The organism is Paraburkholderia sp. PGU19, assembly GCF_013426915.1.
Classification (GTDB): Bacteria; Pseudomonadota; Gammaproteobacteria; order Burkholderiales; family Burkholderiaceae; genus Paraburkholderia.
Genome location: NZ_AP023181.1, coordinates 1,879,021 through 1,897,720 on the forward strand (window position 1 = coordinate 1,879,021; position 18,700 = coordinate 1,897,720).

General features: G+C 60.1%; 18 protein-coding genes and 1 pseudogene. 9 read left to right on the plus strand and 10 right to left on the minus strand.

Going from position 1 to position 18,700, the window contains the following annotated elements; all coding sequences use genetic code 11:
• The first annotated feature begins 52 nt into the window (after positions 1-52).
• Together H1204_RS38150 and H1204_RS38155 are read left to right on the plus strand one after the other, a co-directional pair.
• Entirely contained in the window at positions 53-340 is a 288-nt protein-coding gene (locus H1204_RS38150) for a hypothetical protein (RefSeq protein ID WP_180733845.1), read from the plus strand.
• Positions 337-1,266, plus strand: a complete 930-nt coding sequence (locus H1204_RS38155) for a hypothetical protein (RefSeq protein ID WP_180733846.1) — start codon at positions 337-339, stop codon at positions 1,264-1,266. The genes H1204_RS38150 and H1204_RS38155 overlap by 4 nt, the downstream gene beginning before the upstream one ends.
• 16 nt (positions 1,267-1,282) lie before the next feature.
• Here the strand turns inward: H1204_RS38155 and H1204_RS38160 are convergent, their stop codons facing one another.
• The 3 genes and pseudogenes from H1204_RS38160 to H1204_RS38170 form a co-directional block, all read right to left on the minus strand.
• Positions 1,283-2,209, minus strand: coding sequence for a LysR family transcriptional regulator (locus H1204_RS38160; RefSeq protein ID WP_180733847.1), 927 nt, complete (start codon positions 2,207-2,209; stop codon positions 1,283-1,285).
• A 110-nt stretch (positions 2,210-2,319) separates the two neighbouring features.
• Positions 2,320-2,556 (minus strand): annotated as a pseudogene (locus tag H1204_RS38165) (aldehyde dehydrogenase family protein); the annotation flags it as partial.
• Complete coding sequence (locus H1204_RS38170) at positions 2,553-3,194, minus strand: isochorismatase family cysteine hydrolase (protein WP_180733848.1); 642 nt, start codon at positions 3,192-3,194, stop codon at positions 2,553-2,555. The pseudogene H1204_RS38165 and the gene H1204_RS38170, both read right to left, overlap by 4 nt.
• Before the next feature lie 866 nt (positions 3,195-4,060).
• On the opposite strand from H1204_RS38170, the gene H1204_RS38175 reads away from it, so the two are divergent.
• Positions 4,061-5,386, plus strand: coding sequence for an epoxide hydrolase family protein (locus H1204_RS38175; RefSeq protein ID WP_180733849.1), 1,326 nt, complete (start codon positions 4,061-4,063; stop codon positions 5,384-5,386).
• Between the two features lie 65 nt (positions 5,387-5,451).
• Here the strand turns inward: H1204_RS38175 and H1204_RS38180 are convergent, their stop codons facing one another.
• On the minus strand, positions 5,452-6,435 hold the full coding sequence (locus H1204_RS38180; RefSeq protein WP_180733850.1) for an aldo/keto reductase: 984 nt from the start codon (positions 6,433-6,435) through the stop codon (positions 5,452-5,454).
• A 102-nt stretch (positions 6,436-6,537) separates the two neighbouring features.
• Between H1204_RS38180 and H1204_RS38185 the strand changes: the two genes are divergently transcribed.
• A complete protein-coding gene (locus H1204_RS38185; RefSeq protein ID WP_180733851.1) occupies positions 6,538-7,461 on the plus strand; it encodes a LysR family transcriptional regulator in 924 nt (307 codons plus the stop codon).
• Positions 7,462-7,495: 34 nt separating this feature from the next.
• On the opposite strand, the gene H1204_RS38190 is transcribed toward H1204_RS38185, so the two are convergent.
• A complete protein-coding gene (locus H1204_RS38190) occupies positions 7,496-7,843 on the minus strand; it encodes a GFA family protein (RefSeq protein WP_042313452.1) in 348 nt (115 codons plus the stop codon).
• Positions 7,844-8,005: 162 nt separating this feature from the next.
• Between H1204_RS38190 and H1204_RS38195 the strand changes: the two genes are divergently transcribed.
• Together H1204_RS38195 and H1204_RS38200 are read left to right on the plus strand one after the other, a co-directional pair.
• Entirely contained in the window at positions 8,006-9,694 is a 1,689-nt protein-coding gene (locus H1204_RS38195; protein WP_180733852.1) for a methyl-accepting chemotaxis protein, read from the plus strand.
• Positions 9,695-9,740: 46 nt separating this feature from the next.
• The gene (locus H1204_RS38200; protein WP_180733853.1) at positions 9,741-10,211 is read left to right on the plus strand and encodes a nucleoside deaminase; all 471 of its coding nucleotides are present in this window, start codon (positions 9,741-9,743) and stop codon (positions 10,209-10,211) included.
• Positions 10,212-10,224: 13 nt separating this feature from the next.
• On the opposite strand, the gene H1204_RS38205 is transcribed toward H1204_RS38200, so the two are convergent.
• Positions 10,225-10,863, minus strand: coding sequence for a GNAT family N-acetyltransferase (locus tag H1204_RS38205; protein ID WP_180733854.1), 639 nt, complete (start codon positions 10,861-10,863; stop codon positions 10,225-10,227).
• A 180-nt stretch (positions 10,864-11,043) separates the two neighbouring features.
• On the opposite strand from H1204_RS38205, the gene H1204_RS38210 reads away from it, so the two are divergent.
• Positions 11,044-12,009, plus strand: coding sequence for a helix-turn-helix domain-containing protein (locus tag H1204_RS38210; RefSeq protein WP_180733855.1), 966 nt, complete (start codon positions 11,044-11,046; stop codon positions 12,007-12,009).
• 72 nt (positions 12,010-12,081) lie between these two features.
• Here the strand turns inward: H1204_RS38210 and H1204_RS38215 are convergent, their stop codons facing one another.
• From H1204_RS38215 to H1204_RS38230, 4 genes are all read right to left on the minus strand, one after another.
• Positions 12,082-13,023 carry an ABC transporter substrate-binding protein gene (locus H1204_RS38215; protein ID WP_180733856.1) on the minus strand — a complete coding sequence of 314 codons (942 nt, stop codon included), beginning with the start codon at positions 13,021-13,023 and terminating at the stop codon, positions 12,082-12,084.
• A gap of 94 nt (positions 13,024-13,117) precedes the next feature.
• Positions 13,118-14,143: an ABC transporter permease gene (locus tag H1204_RS38220; protein WP_180733857.1), complete on the minus strand. Its 1,026-nt coding sequence runs from the start codon at positions 14,141-14,143 to the stop codon at positions 13,118-13,120.
• A gap of 19 nt (positions 14,144-14,162) precedes the next feature.
• Entirely contained in the window at positions 14,163-15,674 is a 1,512-nt protein-coding gene (locus H1204_RS38225; RefSeq protein WP_180733858.1) for a sugar ABC transporter ATP-binding protein, read from the minus strand.
• Positions 15,675-15,719: 45 nt separating this feature from the next.
• On the minus strand, positions 15,720-16,481 hold the full coding sequence (locus H1204_RS38230; RefSeq protein WP_180733859.1) for a GntR family transcriptional regulator: 762 nt from the start codon (positions 16,479-16,481) through the stop codon (positions 15,720-15,722).
• A 150-nt stretch (positions 16,482-16,631) separates the two neighbouring features.
• On the opposite strand from H1204_RS38230, the gene H1204_RS38235 reads away from it, so the two are divergent.
• Both H1204_RS38235 and H1204_RS38240 read left to right on the plus strand, forming a co-directional pair.
• The gene (locus H1204_RS38235) at positions 16,632-17,930 is read left to right on the plus strand and encodes an L-fuconate dehydratase (protein ID WP_180733860.1); all 1,299 of its coding nucleotides are present in this window, start codon (positions 16,632-16,634) and stop codon (positions 17,928-17,930) included.
• Positions 17,931-17,961: 31 nt separating this feature from the next.
• Positions 17,962-18,684 (plus strand): haloacid dehalogenase type II, encoded by a 723-nt coding sequence (locus tag H1204_RS38240; RefSeq protein ID WP_180733861.1) that lies wholly within the window; start codon positions 17,962-17,964, stop codon positions 18,682-18,684.
• The last annotated feature ends 16 nt before the right edge of the window (positions 18,685-18,700 follow it).

The window sequence follows — 18,700 nt, forward strand, 5'->3', positions numbered from 1 at the left end:
CTTCTTAGACTGCACGTCAGTTCAACAACACGTGAAAGTCGAAGGAGTTCTCATGCAATTTCTGTTTGCGATGCGCGTCAAGCATGACGCCACACCCGTCACGAATGAACAGCGCGCGATGGAAGTCGCGTATGTCAAAGAGCAGTACGCGACGGATACGATTCGTCAGGTCTGGACCCGCGCGGACCTGCCGGGCGCGTGCCTGCTGATCGAAGCGGAGGACGAAAGCGCAGCGCGTGCCACTGTCGAAGCACTGCCGCTGATGCAGTCCGGCAAGCTCGAAATCCAGATGTTCGTTCCGCTGCTGCCGTATCGCGGCTTCGCCGTCGCGGGTCAATGATGGAGCATGCGCTTCTGGAAAAGCCCAGCGAGCAGGCGGCCGAGTCGGATCACATGCGTCTGTACTTTCTCGACCACGGCGGCAATCGCGTGCTTTCGGCGACGAGCGATGGCGGCGAGTTCGAAGTACTGGTCGACGCTTGCTGCGCGGGACCGGACGGCGTCGCCATCGACACGGCGCGCGGTCATCTCTACTGGACGAACATGGGCGTGCCGTCGCGCAACGACGGTTTCATCATGCGTTGCGATCTCGACGGCGGCGACCTCACGACCATCGTGCCGCCGGGATTAACGCACACGCCAAAGCAATTGCTCATCGAGCCGCGCGGCGGCCATCTCTACTGGTGCGACCGGGAAGGCATGCGCGTGATGCGTTGCAGTCTCGACGGATCGTCACTGGAGACGCTCGTGCAGACGGGCTATGGCGCACATCAACAGGCTGACGCACGGAACTGGTGTGTCGGACTCGCGCTCGATGTCGAACGTGAGCAGATCTACTGGACGCAAAAGGGCGCGACGAAATCGAACACGGGACGCATCCTCCGCGCGCCGCTGAATCCTCGCCGCAAGAGCGTGTCGCCAGCATCGCGCGACGGTATCGAAACCCTCTTCGACAACTTGCCGGAGCCCGTCGATCTCGAACTCGATGTGGCGACGATGACGCTTTACTGGACCGATCGCGGCGCGCCGCCGTTCGGCAATACATTGAATCACAGCCGGCTTCAGCAGCGTGGCGAGACGGGTTTGCATGCCGACGTGTTGCTCGACGGCTTCAACGAGGCAATCGGATTGTCCGTGCATCCTTACCGCGACGTCGCTTATGTCAGCGATCTGGGCGGCACGATCCGTCGCGTTTCGCTCGACGGCTCCGATGCGCGCGTCGTGCTGCGCGACGCCGGTAATCTGACGGGAATCGTCGCGGTCTAAACGGCGTCACGCACAGTCACGAAACCAATGTGGCTTCCTGTGCAGCAAGTCGCGCGCTGAGTTCGTCCTTGAGGAAGTCGACGAACGTACGGATCTTCGCATCGACATAGCGGCGCGACGCGTAAACCGAATAGACATTGCGCGTCGGCAGTTGGAATTGCGGCAGGACGCGAACCAGCGTGCCTGCGCGAAGATCGTCGATAGCGGAATAGACTGCGAGCGCGCCGATGCCCGCGCCCGCCCGCAGCGCCACGCGCAAAGCACCGGGGTCGTTGATCCGGTAGCGGGCCGCCGACGCATCCAGCAGCACGTCGCCGTCGGCGCCTTCGAGTTGCCAGCCATCCGTCGGCGAGGCGGCCGACTGCAGCCGCACGAATGCGTGGCCTTCCAGATCGTCAGGCGAGCGTAAAGGCGCATGCTTCTCCAGATACGACGGTGCGGCGACCAGCATGCTGTAGCTCGTACCCGTCACCTGGCTGACGTAACCCGAATCGGGCAGCGTTCGTGCCGTCACGACGGATACGTCGAACTGTTCCTCGACGAGCCGCGGCATCGTCGACGACAACACGAGTTCGATCTCGATGTTCGGATAGCGCGCCTGATAGCCGACGATGCACGCGGCGAGATGAGTTTGTCCAAGGCCCGGCATTGCATGTACGCGCAGCGTGCCGTGCGGCTCGTTCATCGCGTTGCCGGCTTCGGCGTCGGCGTAGTCGAGATCGGCGAGAATCTGCTGGCATCGCTCGTAATAGCGGGCGCCTGCATCGGTCAGCGTGATGCGCCGCGTCGTGCGATGAAAGAGCCGCACGCGCAAATCGTCTTCTAGCTCCGAAATGGCACGCGAGACGCGCGCCACATTGCTGTCGAGTACATTGGCTACGGCAGTGAAACTGCCGGTTTCGACGACCCGCGAAAAGACGCGCAGGCTGTGAATCTCGTCCATGAAGCGGTTTCCGTCTGTGGTGATGCGCCGGCATTCATGCGCTTCGAAACGACACGAACGTGCAACCGATCGAACGCACCGGTCACGCGCCCAGCACATGATTGCCGGCTTGCGTCGAGCCCATCGGCAATGCGTTCGAGAAACGCGGCGCGTTGTGCGAGGCTCGTATGGTTGTAGCTGTCGAATGCTTCATCGGCGAGGCGCGCTGCGCGATCCACTTCCGCGCGGCCGCCAAAGGCGAAGGGCGGTTCGATCTCGGCATTGGTGGCGGGATTGAGCGCTTTCATCGAGCCCGCGCTGGCGGGCACTTCCTGCGCGCCGATAAAGAGGCTGCCGGTGAGCATCATGAGCGGGCTCCCTGTGCTTCAGCCAGCGCGGCGACCAGTTCTGCCGTTCTCAGTATTTCATGCGCGAAAGTAGGGCCGTTCAGTTCGTGGGCCGCGTGCATCATTTCCTTCGTGAAAGCGGCCGTTGCATCGCGCACGAGCGTGACGTGATAGCCCAGTTCCATCGCGAAACGGCACGTCGATTCCATGCAGGTATTCGCCAGCAGTCCAATGGCGATCACATGCGTGACGCCTTGCTGCTTGAGTTGAAAGTCGAGATCGGTGTTGGCGAAACCGCTTTGCGCCCAGTGTTCCTTGATGATGATGTCGCCTGCCTGCGGCTGGAAGTCGGGATGAAATTCGCCGCCCCACGTTCCCTTCTCGAACGTGTGACGTTGCTGCACGAGACGTTGCGTCGGATTCGGATGATCCCAGTTGTCGTAGTCGCCTGGTTCCCAACGGCGGTGTGGCACGTAGAACACCTGAACGTTGGCCTTGCGCGCAGCAGCGACGGCCGCACGAAGGTTGTCCAGCAAGCCGACTTCGGCGGCGATCTCCTTGATCATGGGGAAGACCTTGCCGCCTTCCGACAGAAAATCGTTGTACGGATCGACCAGCAGCAAGCCGGTGCGCTCCGCGCGATAAACAGGATTGGACATTGCAGTTCTCCATTCGGGAAGGGTGCGAACTGGGGCCACGTCTCGCTGTCGACGCCGAGCCGCTTTTGTCGAACGAATCGTGACGTCTCACAACGTGCATCGCGATGACACAAAATATCACTATGATAATCATAGTGTCAAGCGATGTGTACTTCCTGTCGTTGTTCCACGTTCGAATCGGAGCAGCGAGCCATGCTCGAAAGAAACGCCTTTGGAAGTGCCGCAAGCATACGACCCGCTATGAAGTGGCTGCATCGGAAGGGACACGTGCGTGAATTGGCTCACTATCCGGGTCATGCGAGGAGAGCGGTGGCGCAACAATCGAGCGCATTCTTTCTGTCGCGGAACAGGCTGCTGTTTGAAAACCGTTTTCAAACAGGCGGACGAGATGCGAGTTTGCGATCTGGCCGGTTACGACGTGAACGCGCCACTATCGATGCATTCGCGTCACCTCGATCGGAACGCGTGTCCTGCGCTGCGTGACATCGGCAAGGTCATTAAGATCACGCATGACTGCGAACTCGTCGCCGTGAATCTGTCTTCGGACCTGGCATGTTTTGCACTACTGCCATTCCTGTGAGCAGGCGCGGCAACGACTACGAGTTGTTCATCACCGACACAAGTGTTGTGCTGCCGCTGATATTTACGTCGAGTGTCCGCATTCACATAATCGGCTCACTTGTTGCAAATCACGAATCACGAACGATGAATCCTGATTCGCAGCAAAGCGGTGACGATATGAGCTTCGCCGACTGACACGGCGTATGGGCTTCAGGACGGGCAGTGATAAGCGGTATGCCCGGGATATCAAACGCTGCGGCGCTCATCGCTCCGCCTACTCGTGCTTATTGCTAACAGGAACTTCCATGCAAAACGATATCCTTTCCCAAGCCCCGTCGCGTCGCCGCTTTATCGGCGTGGCCGCTGCCGCGATCGCCGCAGGTTCGTTGAGTCGATTCGCCTTTGCGCAAACCAGTCAGGCAGTCACTGAAATCACGCCTGCAGCCGGCGGCGACAAGACGGCCATTCGCAAACTTCGCGTACACGTGCCGGAATCGCAACTGACCGATCTGCGCCGACGCATCAAAGCCACAAAGTGGCCCGAACGCGAGACCGTCACCGATGCATCACAAGGTGTGCAACTCGCGACGATGCAAAAGCTTGCCACCTACTGGTCGACTAACTACGACTGGCGCAAGGTGGAAGCGAGACTGAATGCGCTGCCGCAATACGTCACTGAAATCGACGGGCTCGATATTCACTTCATCCACGTACGATCGAAGCAGAAAGATGCTTTGCCGATGATCATCACGCACGGATGGCCCGGCTCGATCATCGAGCAAATGAAGGTGATTGATCCTCTGACCAATCCGACAGCGCACGGCGGCAATGCATCGGATGCGTTCGATGTCGTGATTCCGTCGCTTCCTGGCTACGGATTCTCCGGCAAGCCGACGGCAACAGGTTGGGACCCTGCACGCATCGCACGCGCGTGGGTGGTGTTGATGCAGCGTCTCGGCTACACGCGATACGTCGCGCAAGGCGGCGATTGGGGCAATGCAGTGACGGAGCAAATGGCGCTTCTCACGCCGCCGGGACTCATCGGCATTCATACGAACATGCCCGCCACCGTACCCGACGACATTGCGAATGCGCTCAAGTATGGCAACCCGCCGCCCGCCGGTCTGTCGCCCGATGAGCAGCACGCGTTCGATCAACTGGACTACTTCTACAAGCACGGTCTGGGCTACGCGCAAGAGATGGCGGGCCGGCCGCAAACGCTCTATGGCATCGAAGATTCGCCGATCGGTCTTGCCGCGTGGATGCTCGATCACGACGCCGCGAGTCAGGCGATGATTGCGCGCGTATTCGATGGGCAAACAGAAGGGTTGTCGCGCGACGATGTACTCGACAACGTGACGCTGTATTGGGTGACGAATACGGGCATCTCGTCGGCGCGTCTCTATTGGGAGAACAAGCTGAACTTCTTTGCGCCGAAGCACGTCACCATTCCCGTCGCGGTCAGCGTGTTCCCGGATGAAATCTACTCGGCGCCAAAGAGCTGGACGGAGAAGGCGTATCCGAAGCTGATTCACTACAACCGTTTGCCGAAAGGCGGGCACTTTGCAGCCTGGGAACAACCGCAAGAGTTCACGGACGAAGTGCGCGTGAGTTTCCGCTCGCTGCGCTGAGATGAGATGAGGGTGCGGACGACGCGATGTACACGTCGTCCGTATTTCATCTCAGCGGCGGCTAGTTAACGGTCGACGCGTTGCTGAAGATGCGCAGGATAGCGGTCGCCGACAATCGCGATGCCACGCAGCGCCGTGTCGATTTGCGCGAGTTCCTCCGCTGACAACACGATCGAAGCCGCGCCGATGTTTTCTTCGAGGCGAGACAGCTTCGTGGTGCCGGGAATCGGCGCCATCCACGGCTTTTGCGCGAGCAACCACGCCAACGCGATCTGCGCGCGCGTCACGCCTTTGCTATCGGCAATCGCGCCGAGCGCTTCGACGAGTGCCGCATTCGCCTTGCGGTTCTCTTCCGAGAATCGCGGCACGATGTTGCGGAAGTCCGTTTTGTCGAACGTCGTGCTGGCGTCGATGGCTCCCGTCAGGAAGCCTTTGCCTAGCGGGCTGAACGGCACGAAACCGATGCCCAGTTCTTCGAGCGTCGGCAGCACGGAGGCTTCCGGCTCGCGCCACCACAACGAGTACTCGCTTTGCACGGCGGCGACGGGTTGCACGGCGTGTGCGCGGCGGATCGTGCTGGCGCCCGCCTCGGACAAACCGAAGTGCAATACCTTGCCTTCCTTGATCAGATCGCGAACGGTCCCTGCGACGTCTTCGATCGGCACGGCGGGATCGACGCGATGCTGGTAGAGCAGATCGATACGGTCTGTTTTCAGTCGCTTGAGCGACGCTTCCGTGACGGCCCGGATGGTTTCCGGCCGGCTGTCGAGACCTTTAGGCGGCTGGCCGTCGATGAAACCGAACTTGGTGGCGATGACGACCTTGTCGCGATTTGCCGACAGAGCATTGCCGAGTAACGTCTCATTCGTGTGAGGGCCGTAGGCTTCGGCGGTGTCGAAGAAGGTGACACCCTGGTCGAGCGCCGAGTGAAGCAGGCGGATTGCCTGCTGCTCTTCCGTCGCGGGGCCGTATGCGAAACTCAGTCCCATACAGCCCAGTCCGATGGCGGATACCTTGAGACCGGACTTGCCCAGTTCGCGCTGCTGCATGATTTCCTCTTTGATAGTCAGGTGCGGACACACAGAATAGGCTCGATAATTGCGCTCAACAATCCGCCTGGATTTGCAAGACCTTATGAGAGATTTTCACTAATGCCGCGTCCTGGTCTGTCGGAACTATCGGCCTTCGTTTCCATTGCACAACACCGCAGCTTCAGCGCCGCTGCGCGCGCAATGGGCGTGACGCCGTCCGCGCTGAGTCACGCAATGCGCGCGCTGGAGGGACGTCTGAACGTGCGGCTCTTTACGCGCACGACGCGATCGATGGCGCTGACCGAGGCAGGCGAGCAGTTGCTGCGTCGCGTGAGTCCCGCGATTCGCGATCTCGAAGACGCGGTGGATGAAGCCACGTCGGCACAGCACCGGCCGTCGGGATCGATTCGCATCAATTGCTCGGAGAATGGCGCAAAAGAAGTGATCCAGCAGGTGCTGCCGACGTTTCTCGAGAAATATCCCGAGATTCATGTGGAGTTCGTGGTGGATACGCGGCTCGTCGATATCGTCGCGGGTGGCTTCGACGCGGGTATCCGCGTGATGGAAGACGTGCCGCGCGATATGATCGCGATCCGCTTCGGACCGGAGATGCGCTTTTGCGCGGTTGCTTCACCCGAGTACATCGAGCGACATGGCATGCCGCAAAATCCGAATGATCTGCTCGATCACCGATGCATCCGTTTTCGATTCGAGAGCGGCGCGTTGTTCCGCTGGGATCTCGAACATCGCGGCCGACGCGTATCGCTCGATGTCGGCGGTTCTGTGACCCTCGGCAATCTGAATCTGATGGTGTGGGCCGCGCTGTCGGGCATCGGCATTGCGTGGGTGCCCGAGACGCTGGTGAGCGAGCTGCTTGCGGCAGGCTTGCTGATCGACACACTGCCGGCGGCGGGGCCGTCGTTCGGGCAATGGTGCCTCTACTACCCGGCGAACCGCCATACGCCACCCGCGCTGCATCTGTTCGCGAACGCGGTGCGCGAGTGGGCGCGCGAGCAGAATGTGCGGACGCCCAATCCCGCCTGACCCTCGCGCGAAGGCAGCGCCCTGAGCGCGAACGTCAGTGCGAACGCCCGTCGTAATGCGTGACGGGTAACGCATCGATATCGATGTCTTCGAGACAGCGCACGTTGATGGCCGCCATCGGGCGGCCGTCGGGCGCGGTGCCTTCGCCGTACGGATGCATGCCGCAGACGGGGCAGAAGCGATGACGGATCACGTGCTTGTTGAAGGTGTACGTGCTGGCGTTCTGCTCAGGTGTCGTGAGATGGAGGTGCTCGAACGGGACGAACCACATCAACGCGCCTTTGCGCTGGCATATCGAACAGTTGCAGGCCATGACGCTGGTTGGCTCGCCTTCAACCTCGAAAGCGATGCGTCCGCAATGACAGCTTCCCTTATGCGACATGGCGATCTCCTTATGTGGATCGAATGATGCCGTCACGCTTCGGTGATGGCAACGTACGAACGTCCGTGTTCTATCCTCTGTTCGCAGTGTGGCATAAAGCCGCCTTCAGCCGTTCGTTGGTTTGCCGTAAACAAGTTGTAACCAACAACGGGGCACGATGCAATGAAGCTGCGCAACCTGAACGTCTCGACCCGCCTGCTTGCCGGATTCGGCTTGTTGATGGGCTTGCTGCTCGCTGTGGCGCTGATCGGTTTTTACGGCTTGTGGGCGTTGAACGGCAAGCTGGACGAGATCGCGCGCGTCAACGGTACGCAGGCGCGTCTCGCCAATGAGCTTCGCGCATCGATTCAGGACCGCGCGATCGCGATGCGCAACGTCGTGCTCTATATGACTGCCACAGACAGGCGAGCCGAAGCCGAACGGGTTGCGAAGCAGGGCGAACTGTATGCGGACGCGTATCAGAAGCTCGACCGCATGTTCGCGGAAGAAGCCGGAACCGATCCGCGCGAACGTTCGCTGATGGCCGCGCTCAAGCAGGAAGAGTCCGCCGCCGTGCCGCCGATGAGCAAGGTGGTCGAACTCGGTCTTGCGAACGACACGATCGCTGCGACGCAGTTGCTGCTCGAACGCGCCCGGCCGACGCAACGCACATGGCTCGCGCGCGCGGCGGAACTGGCGGACTTCGAAGACCAGTCGAATCTCGTCGCACAGCAGGACGCAATCGCGACCTACTCGCGCATTCGCGTGCTGATTGCGATGATCGTGGCGGCATCGATTGCACTCGCGCTGGTCACGGCGACGCTGATTACCCGCAGCATCCTGCGGCAGTTGGGCGGCGAGCCGCGCACCGCGCAGGATATCGCCGCGCAGATCGCGCAGGGCAATCTCGCCGTCAAGGTCGATCTCGCGAACAGCGATCCCGACAGTCTGATGGGATCGCTCGACACGATGCGCGCGCGGCTCACGTCGATCGTCGCCGACATCAAGAAATCGGCCGAGTCCATCTCGGTTGCGGCGAGTGAAATCGCGCAAGGCAATACCGATCTGTCGCAGCGCACGGAAGAGCAGGCGGCTTCGCTGGAAGAGACGGCTGCGAGCATGGAAGAGCTTACGTCGACGGTCCGGCAGAACACCGAGAACGCTCGCCAGGGCAGCACGCTCGCGAGCAACGCGTCGCAGACGGCAACGACGGGCGGCGATGTGGTGCGCAAGGTCGTTGCGACGATGGATGACATTTCATCGAGTTCGTCGCGCGTGTCCGAGATCATTTCGGTGATCGAAGGCATTGCGTTCCAGACGAACATTCTCGCGCTCAATGCCGCCGTCGAAGCGGCGCGCGCCGGCGAAGAGGGGCGCGGCTTCGCAGTCGTCGCGGGCGAGGTTCGCACGCTGGCGCAACGCAGCGCGGCTGCCGCGAAAGAGATCAAGGCGTTGATCGAAACATCCGCGGCACATGTATCGACGGGCTCGACGCTCGTGCATGACGCGGGCGAGACGATGAACGACGTGGTCCGCTCGGTGAAGCGCGTGACGGACATCATGAGCGAAATCGCGGCGGCGTCGACGGAACAGTCGACGGGCATCGAGCAGGTCAATACGGCTGTCGCGCAAATGGACCAGGTGACGCAGCAGAATGCCGCGCTCGTCGAGCAGGCGACGGCCGCAGCGCAGGCGATGGCCGATCAGGCTGCGAGCCTCAAGGCGGCCGTGGCGATGTTCAGGCTCGATGGCGGACAGCAGGCGATGTATGCGACGCCGTCGCCCGCTCGCGCGGTGGCTGCAAAGAATGCTGTCGTGCAACGCGAGCCAGCCGGTCAATCGCGGGCTGAAGTCGACTGGGAGACGTTTTGAATCGTCGTAGCGTAAACTCCTCACACGTATTCAAGGAGTGACTACCATGACCCCGCAACAACGTTACCTCGCTGAGGCGATCGAACTCGCCTACGGCAATGTCGAAAGCGGCGGCAGGCCGTTTGGCGCTGTGATCGTCAAGGATGGAGAGGTCGTCGCGACTGGCGTGAACGAAATTCTGCACACGAACGATCCGACCTCGCACGCGGAATTGAACGCGATCCGCGCAGCAAGCCACAAGCTCGGCTCGCCGAATCTCGCGGGATGCACTGTGTATGCGAGTGGTCATCCCTGTCCGATGTGTCTTGCCGCGATGCGGATGGCGGGCATCGGTGAAGTGTTTTATGCGTACTCGAACGAGGATGGCGCGCCTTATGGGCTATCGACAGCGGCTGTTTATGCCGACCTGGCGAAGCCGTTTGCCGAGCAAAACATCAAGATCCGTTATGAGCCGGTTCGGCTGGAGTCGCATGGGGATCTATACGCTGACTGGAAGCAGCGGCAGGGCGCGCAGTAACCAAGCCTGCTCTTCACGCCGCGAACCGAACGAGGCGCGCGCCCGGCAACGCGATCTGATGCGTCCACGCGGCCAGCGTGCGTGCGACGACGGGCGCCTTGCTGAGAATCGCGCTGTCGTACACCTTGCCTGTGAAGCGCACCGCGTCGACGATGCGGAAGCCCTGCCCGCGATAGAAGGCAACGAGATGCGCAGCCGGGTACGGCGTATCGAGCGCCAACTCCGCATAACCGCGCGTCGCAGCCCAGTGCTCGGCGAACGCCAGCATGGATTTACCGATGCCCCGGTTTTGCCATGAAGGATCGATAGCCAACTGGCGAATCGTCGCGACATCGTGCCGGTGATAATGCTCGCAGAGCGAGTCGCTGTCGCTCGCATAAAGCGTCATGGTGCCGATGATCTTTCCACCGCTGACCATCACGAAGCAGTCGCCGCTTTGAGCGCGTTTCATCGTGACGGCCACATCCTGATCCACACATGTGCAGTTCAATCCCATCATGCCGAGCCGCGCAAACGCGCGATGCAGCATGGTCGTGAGTTGCTCGTACGAGTCGCGCGACTGATCGAAGCGGCGTAGCACAACGCTGCCGGCGCTCCCCTCGCTGTAAGCGAGGGGCGTGTGCTTTCCGATTGTCGCGTGTCGTTTCGACATGGTGTCTCTCCGGGCTTCCTGATTGGTGTGAAGTCTAGAATTGGCCATGATGGGCCACAAGAAAAAATGTCGTAAAAATCGCGAGATTCTCCTTACGCGTGCGCACGAAACTGCGCGCAATGGCGCTCACCGGGAAAAAGTTGTATCGTCGTAAATAACAACGTTAGGGTCATTTACGCCATGCGCGTTGCTGTGCTCGCACTCGATGGACTGTTCGATACAGGGCTCGCCGTCACGCTCGACGCGCTCGGCGCCGCGAACAAGCTCGCTTCCCGCATGATGGGCGGCACGCCGAAATTCAACGTGACCGTCGTGGGCGTGCGCAAGCGCGTACGCTCGGGGCAGGGCTTCACGATTCCCGTGCAGGCGATCACGCCGGATCTCAAGCCGGACTGGGTCATCGTCCCCGCACTCGGCAAGACCACGCCGGACGAACTGATTCCCGCACTGGATCGAGCCGACGTGAAGCAGGCCACCGCGCAATTGGTGAAGTGGCGTGCTGAAGGCGCCTTGATTGCCGCTTCCTGCATCGGCACGTTTCTGCTCGCCGAAGCGGGTCTGCTCGATCATCGGGAAGCGACGTCGACCTGGTCGCTCGCTCCGCTCTTCAGGCAACGCTATCCGAAGGTCTCGCTCGACGAATCGCGCATGCTCGTCGCGACCGATATCGGCGTGACGGCGGGCGCCGCACTAGGGCATCTCGACCTCACGCTCTGGTTGATCCGCAAGGCGAGTCCGGAACTGGCGACGCTCGTTTCGCGTTACCTGCTGGCCGACATCCGCTCGCTGCAGGCGCCATACATCATTCCCAATCATCTGGCGCTGGCGGACCCATTGATGCAGCGCTTCGAACGATGGGCGCGAGATCATCTGAAAGAGGGTTTCTCGTTGCAGGATGCCGCCGGCGCACTGGCGACGAGCGCGCGGACGTTGCAGCGTCGCTGCCAGGAAGTGCTGGGGAAATCGCCGCTCGCGTACTTTCAGGACTTGCGCGTCGAACGTGCGCAATCGCTTCTCCATGGCAGCGGCCTCGATCTCGAAGCGATTGCCGCTGAAGTGGGTTATGTCGACGGCGCGACGTTGAGAACGCTATTGCGGCAGCGTTTGGGACGGGGTGTGCGTGAGTTGCGCGCGGACTTGCGCTAATAGCGATCTGTGCGGCGTTAAACAAAAACGAAAGAGGAAGGTCTCAAACCATCCTCTTTCATCGCACGCTACTTAGTCATAGAGTACTGCAGCGATCTTCGGATCATTTATGTTCGACTTGTCGTACCAGTAAAAGCCGGTATCGACTTTCTTCGGCAGCTTCTCGCCCTTGAGCGCTTTCACGGCCGAATCGATCACGCATTTACCGATGCCAACCGGGTTTTGCGTAATCGCGCCCGCCATCAGGCCGGACATGATGTCCTCTTTCTGTTCCTTGCCTGAGTCGTAGCCGATCAGCACCAGCTTCTTGCCCGATTCCTTCACGCCGATTGCCGCGCCTTCCGCCGAACCTTCGTTGGCGCCGAAAATGCCCTTGATGTTCGGATTGGCCTGAATCATCGCCTTGGCAATTTCCGCCGACTTCAGGTGATCGCCGCCACCGTATTGCACCGAAACGATCTTCACGTTCGGATGCTTCGACTTCATTTCGTTCAGGAAGCCGTCGCGCCGGTCGATGCCCGTGCGGCTCGTCTGGTCGTGCACGATGACGCCGACTTCGCCCGAATTGCCGATCATCCCGGCCATCTTGTCCGCGGCGAGCGCAGCGGCGGCGAGGTTATCCGTCGCGCACGTCGTCAGTGGAATATCGCTGTCGACGCCCGAGTCGAACGCAATGACGGGAATCTTGCTGGACTGCGCACGCTTGAGCAGCGGAACGGCCGCCTTGCTGTCGAGCGCGGCAATGCCGAGTGCCTGCGGTTTCTTTGCGAGCGCAGCCGATAACATGTCGATCTGCTTATCGACCATTGCCTCCGTTTCCGGGCCTTCGAACGTGATACGTACGTTGTTTTCCTTCGCGGACTGCTCCGCGCCCGATTTCACAGCCTGCCAGAACTGATGCTGGAAGCCTTTGGAAATGAGCGGAATGTAGGGCTCGTCCGCGTACGCCAGGCTGCTTGCACCGACGAGTGCGCCGACACCGATCGCGATACTGAGTACTTTTCTTTTCAACATGGTTTTCTCCTCCTAAGGTGGGCTATTGACCTCCAGCCGTTGAGAGAGCCTTTCGGTACTCTCCTTTCTTTGATTTCTATTGTCGTGTACAGGCTCAGCGCTTTCGGCGTCGCAAGATATCGGCGTACACGGCGAGAATGATGATGAGACCTGTCACCACGATCTGCCATTCCTGTGCAACCGACATGATGCGCAAGCCGTTGGTCAGCACGCTCATGATGAATGCGCCGATGATGGTGCCGAGTATCGTGCCCGAGCCGCCGCTCAACGACGTGCCGCCAATCACCACAGCCGCAATCGCTTCCAGTTCGTAGCCTTGGCCGAGGGCCGGTTGCGCCGAATTCAGACGCGAGGCGATCAGCAATCCGGCGATACCGCAAATCGCGCCGCCCAGACCGTAAATCGCGATCTTCCATCTATCGACGTTCACGCCCGACAGCCGCACGGCTTCTTCATTGCTGCCGAGTGCGAACGTATAGCGGCCGAGTGCCGTACGATTGAGCGTGATCGAACTCACGATGGCGAGCACGAACAGAATGAGGACGGCATTGGGTACCGGCACGCTCGGCAGAAAATACGCGATCAGAGAATCCTGCGAGATCATGTAGAAGTTCTCTGTGTCGGTGAAATAGATCGGTTTATCCACGGATACTACGAGTGAAAGCCCTTTGAGCAGCAGCATCATGCCCAAGGTCGCAATGAACGGCGGTATTTTCATTTTCGCCGTCAACGTGCCGGAGATCGTGCCGCACAGTGCGCCCGTCGCGATGGCGGCGAGCACGCCCATCCACATCGGCAAGTGCCAGTAAGTCAGGAACACGCCGCAGATGACAGCCGTAAAAGTCATCAACGTGCCGACGGACAGATCGATGCCGCCCGTGATAATGACGAAAGTACTGGCAATGGCCAGCACGCCGTTGACGGCCGTCGCCTGCAGAATGCCGAGGATGTTGTCCATCTGCATGAACGCGGGCGACGCGAAGCTGAAAAAGATCAGCAGCAATATCAGGCTTGTGAACGCGAGCAGCTTTTGCAAAGCCGTCGGCGAGAAGAGACGGGCTCTGAAGCCCGATAATCTTCTTTCGTTGGACAGTGCCGCTGTATCCGATTGCGATGTCATTGATCCGACCTCTTCAGGCTCATGCTGTTTTCAAGGATTCGCGCTGTGTCGCCAGATGCATGATGCTTTCCTGCGTGGCCTCGCTGGCGGAAAGCTCACCAGTGATACGGCCTTCGCACATCACTACGATACGGTCGCTCATACGCAGAATTTCCGGCAATTCCGACGAGATCATCACGATCGCCTTGCCTTGCGCCGCGAGCGAGCGCAACAGCTTGTAGATCTCGCTCTTTGCGCCGACATCGATGCCGCGTGTCGGCTCGTCGAAGAACAGTACGTCGCAGTCGCGCTCCAGCCATTTCGCAATCACGATCTTCTGCTGGTTGCCGCCCGACAGCAGTCTGACCGGCTGTGTCGGGGAGGGCGTGCGGATCGAGAGCAGATTGATGAAATGCGACGCTCGCTTGCGTATCTGCGCGCGGCGGAGAAACACACGCAGCGACAGGAACTTGCCGAGATCCGACATCACGATGTTCGATTCGACATCCATACCCGTCGCGAGACCGAAGCGCTTTCGGTCTTCGGAGAGATAGCCGATGCTGTGCGCGACGGCATTGCAGGGTTTCTTGATGGACGCCTTCACGCCTCTCACAAAGATTTCGCCTGACTCGATCGGGTCCGCGCCGAATACCGCGCGTGCGACTTCCGTGCGGCCGGCGCCCATCAGGCCCGCGAAGCCCAATATCTCGCCTTTGCGCAGCGTGAAGCTCACGTCCTTGACGAGTGGGCCGGCGTTCAGATGCTTCACTTCGAGCGCGACGTCGCCCGTGCATTCGGCGCCTTGATACGGCGTGACGTCGGCGAGCGTTCGGCCCACCATCATGCCGATGATCGCGGGTACGGTGGTGTCGGCCGTCGAGACGGTGGCCACATACTCGCCGTCGCGCATCACCGTGACGCGGTCGGAAATCTGCTTGAGCTCATCCATCTTGTGCGAGATGTAGATGATGCCGACACCGCGTTCCTTGAGTTGACGGATGATGCGGAAAAGCTCGGCAATTTCTGCGTCGTTGAGCGCGGAGGTCGGCTCGTCCATGATGAGCACGCGCGAATCGAACGACAGCGCCTTCGCGATCTCGACCATCTGCTGGCTGGCGACAGTAAGCGACTCGACGACGGTACGCGGGTTTAGATTCACATGCATGCGCGCGAGGATCTCGCGAGCTTGCGCGTTGAGTTTGTCTTCATCGAGAAACAGGCCGAGGCGTCCACGCGGTTCGCGGCCAATGAACATGTTCTGCGCGACGGTCAGGTGGTTCATCAGCTGAAGTTCCTGATGAATGATGCCGATGCCTGCCGCCTGTGCTTCGCGCGGGCTGGTGAAATCGACGGGCTTGCCGTCGTAGAGCATTTCGCCGGAATCGCGCGTGTACACGCCGGCGAGAATCTTCATCAGCGTAGACTTGCCTGCGCCGTTTTCGCCCATCAGCGCATGCACTTCACCCGCCATGAGCTCGAACTGCACTTCGTGCAGCGCCCTCACGCCCGGAAAGCTCTTGTTGAGCTTGCTGACGGAAATGAGTGGCGTCATGGCGCGGCAGTCATGCAAAGAGAAGCCAGAGACATTGCCTTGTCCTTAAGGTGCGAAAAGATCTGGTCTTTCTTTCGCGGACCGGTGCAATTCGGCGACCACCTCGTCGAGATGATCGTGCATTGCTTTTGCAGCCGTATCGGCGTTTCCCACGCGGATAGCCGCGAATATGCGCTCGTGCTCGTCGAGCGTATGCGCGAGCCGCTCCGGACTTGCCAACAGTTGTCTTGCGCGATCCAGTGCATTGCGCGATACAGCGACGATTTCTTTCACACGCGGCAGGTTCACCGCGTCGAGCATGATTTCGTGAAAAGCCAGATCGAGTACATGAAAGGTCAAACGCTCTCCGTTGCCGGCTACGTCGCGCTGCTGATCGAGATTGGCGGCGAGCGCGTCGATTGTCGCGTTGTCACGCATCAGTGCTACAGCACGCACGGTTTCGACTTCCAGCGCGCTGCGTATGAACAGATGCTGGCGGATGTCGTGAAGCGCAATGGGTTTGACGCGCGTGCCGCGCTGCGGCAGAACTTCGACCAGGCCCGCGTGTTCCAGCCGCGCCAATGCAGCGGAAACCGGAAAGCGCGATACGCCCATGCGCTCGCACACGGCCAGCTTGTCGATCATCATTCCGGGTTCCAGCACCAATGTCACGATTGCTTCTCTCAGCGCCAGTTCCACCGCGTCGGTCAGGCTGCCGCGCTCGCCGCCTTTGACCTTTTGCAGTGCGACATACGGATTACTGGCGGCATTCGCTACATCTGACGAAGAGCTCACGGCACGCTTGATTTCCAGAAGACATGCTAGCATGCTAGGAAGTGGATTGAGCGTTGTCAACGCGTGCAAACGCCTGGTAGGTCTTATCAGGGTGTACCCGTATCTACCGTTTTGACGAACGCACCAGGCGGTTCCTCTTCGCTAGCAGGTCAATGCCGGTAGCCATCCCTGGAGGGTGCTCAGATGACCACGATCACGAGGCTGTCCGTTCGCGATATTCGTTTCCCCACTTCCCGTTCTCTCGATGGCTCCGACGCCATGAATGCCGCGCCGGACTATTCCGCCACTTATGTCACGCTCGAAACCGATTCGCCGCAAAAGCTCACCGGGCACGGATTGACCTTTACCATCGGGCGCGGGAATGAAATCTGTGTGACAGCGGTGAATGCGTTGACGCCGCTCATCGTCGGCAAGAAGCTCGAAGATATCGTTGCGAATATGGGCGCATTCTGGCGCGCCTTTACTTCGGACAGTCAATTGCGCTGGATCGGTCCCGACAAAGGCGCTATTCATCTGGCTACGGCCGCTGTCGTGAATGCCGTGTGGGACCTGTGGGCGAAATCGGTTGGCAAGCCTGTGTGGAAACTGCTCGTCGACATGAGCCCGGAAGAACTCGTGCGCTGTCTCGACTTTCGTTACGTGACGGATGCGATCACGCCTTACGAAGCGCTGGCGCTGCTGAATCGCCATGCGAATACCAAAGGCGAACGCGAAAAGGAAATGCTTGCGCAAGGCTATCCGGCGTATACGACATCGGCGGGATGGCTCGGTTACGACGACGACAAGATCCGCCGGCTCGCGCGTGAAGGCGTCGCGCAAGGGTGGACGCATTTCAAGCAGAAGGTGGGCGGCAATCTCGAAGAAGATGTCCGCCGCGCCCGCATTCTGCGCGAAGAGATTGGCGAAAACCTGAAGCTGATGATGGATGCGAACCAGGTCTGGGACGTCGATGAAGCGGTCGCGAACATGCGGCGTCTTGCGGAGTTCGACCCATGGTGGATCGAAGAGCCGACCAGTCCCGACGACGTACTCGGTCACGCGGCCATTCGTCAGCGGCTGGGATCGATCGGTGTGGCGACGGGTGAGCACTGCCAGAACCGCGTGATGTTCAAGCAGTTGCTGCAGGCTCAGGCAATCGATTTCTGCCAGGTCGATAGTTGTCGTCTGGGCGGATTGAACGAAGTACTCGTCGTGCTGCTGATGGCGGCGAAGTTCGGCGTGCCCGTATGTCCGCATGCGGGTGGCGTCGGATTGTGCGAGTACGTGCAGCACATTTCGCTATTCGACTATATTTGCGTGTCGGCGTCGCTGGAAAACCGCGTGCTCGAATATGTCGATCATCTGCACGAGCATTTCGTCGATCCCGTTGTCATTCGCAATGGCCGCTATATGCCGCCGCAAAAACCGGGATACAGCATCGAAATGAAGGCGCCGTCGCTCGAAACATACGTTTTCCCCGATGGCGAGGCATGGCAGCCTTGAGGCCGTCGAGTAGCCGCAACTGGATTTCGACATGGCAACAACTGATGTAAAGGCGTGCGTATTCGATGTTTTCGGCACGCTGGTCGATTGGCGAGGCGGCGTCGCGCGTGAAGCGTCCGTATTTCTGCAGAAGCATGGACGAATCGCGCAGGAAGCCGACGCCTTCGCGGATGCGTGGCGCGCGCAGTATCAGCCCGCGATGCAACGTGTCCGCAGCGGCGAGCGTCCATTCACGAAGCTGGACGTATTGCGCCGTGAGAATCTCGAAGTGGTGTTGCGCGAGTTCGGCATCGACGCCGAACAGGTCCAGGCTTCAGAACTCGACGATCTCAATCTGGCGTGGCATCGACTCGATCCCTGGCCGGATACCGTCGATGGACTCGCGCGGCTCAAGTCCCGATACATCATTGCGCCACTGTCGAACGGCAATGTCAGGCTGATGATCGATATGGCCAAGCACGGCGGCCTGCCGTGGGACGCGATTCTCGGCGCGGAAGTCGCGCAAGCGTATAAGCCATCGCCTGAAGCGTATTTGCGCACGGCAGAGATTCTGGCGTTGTCCCCGGCAGAGGTGTGCATGGTTGCCGCGCACAATAGCGATCTTGCAGCGGCACAGAAGTGCGGGTTGAGAACCGCGTTTATCGCACGTCCTCATGAACACGGCGCGTCGCAAACAACTGATCTAAAGCCGGAAGGGAATTGGGATTGGGTCGCCAAAGACCTTGTGGATCTTGCGAAGCAGCTTGGCGTGTAAGTAAAACACGGCATGA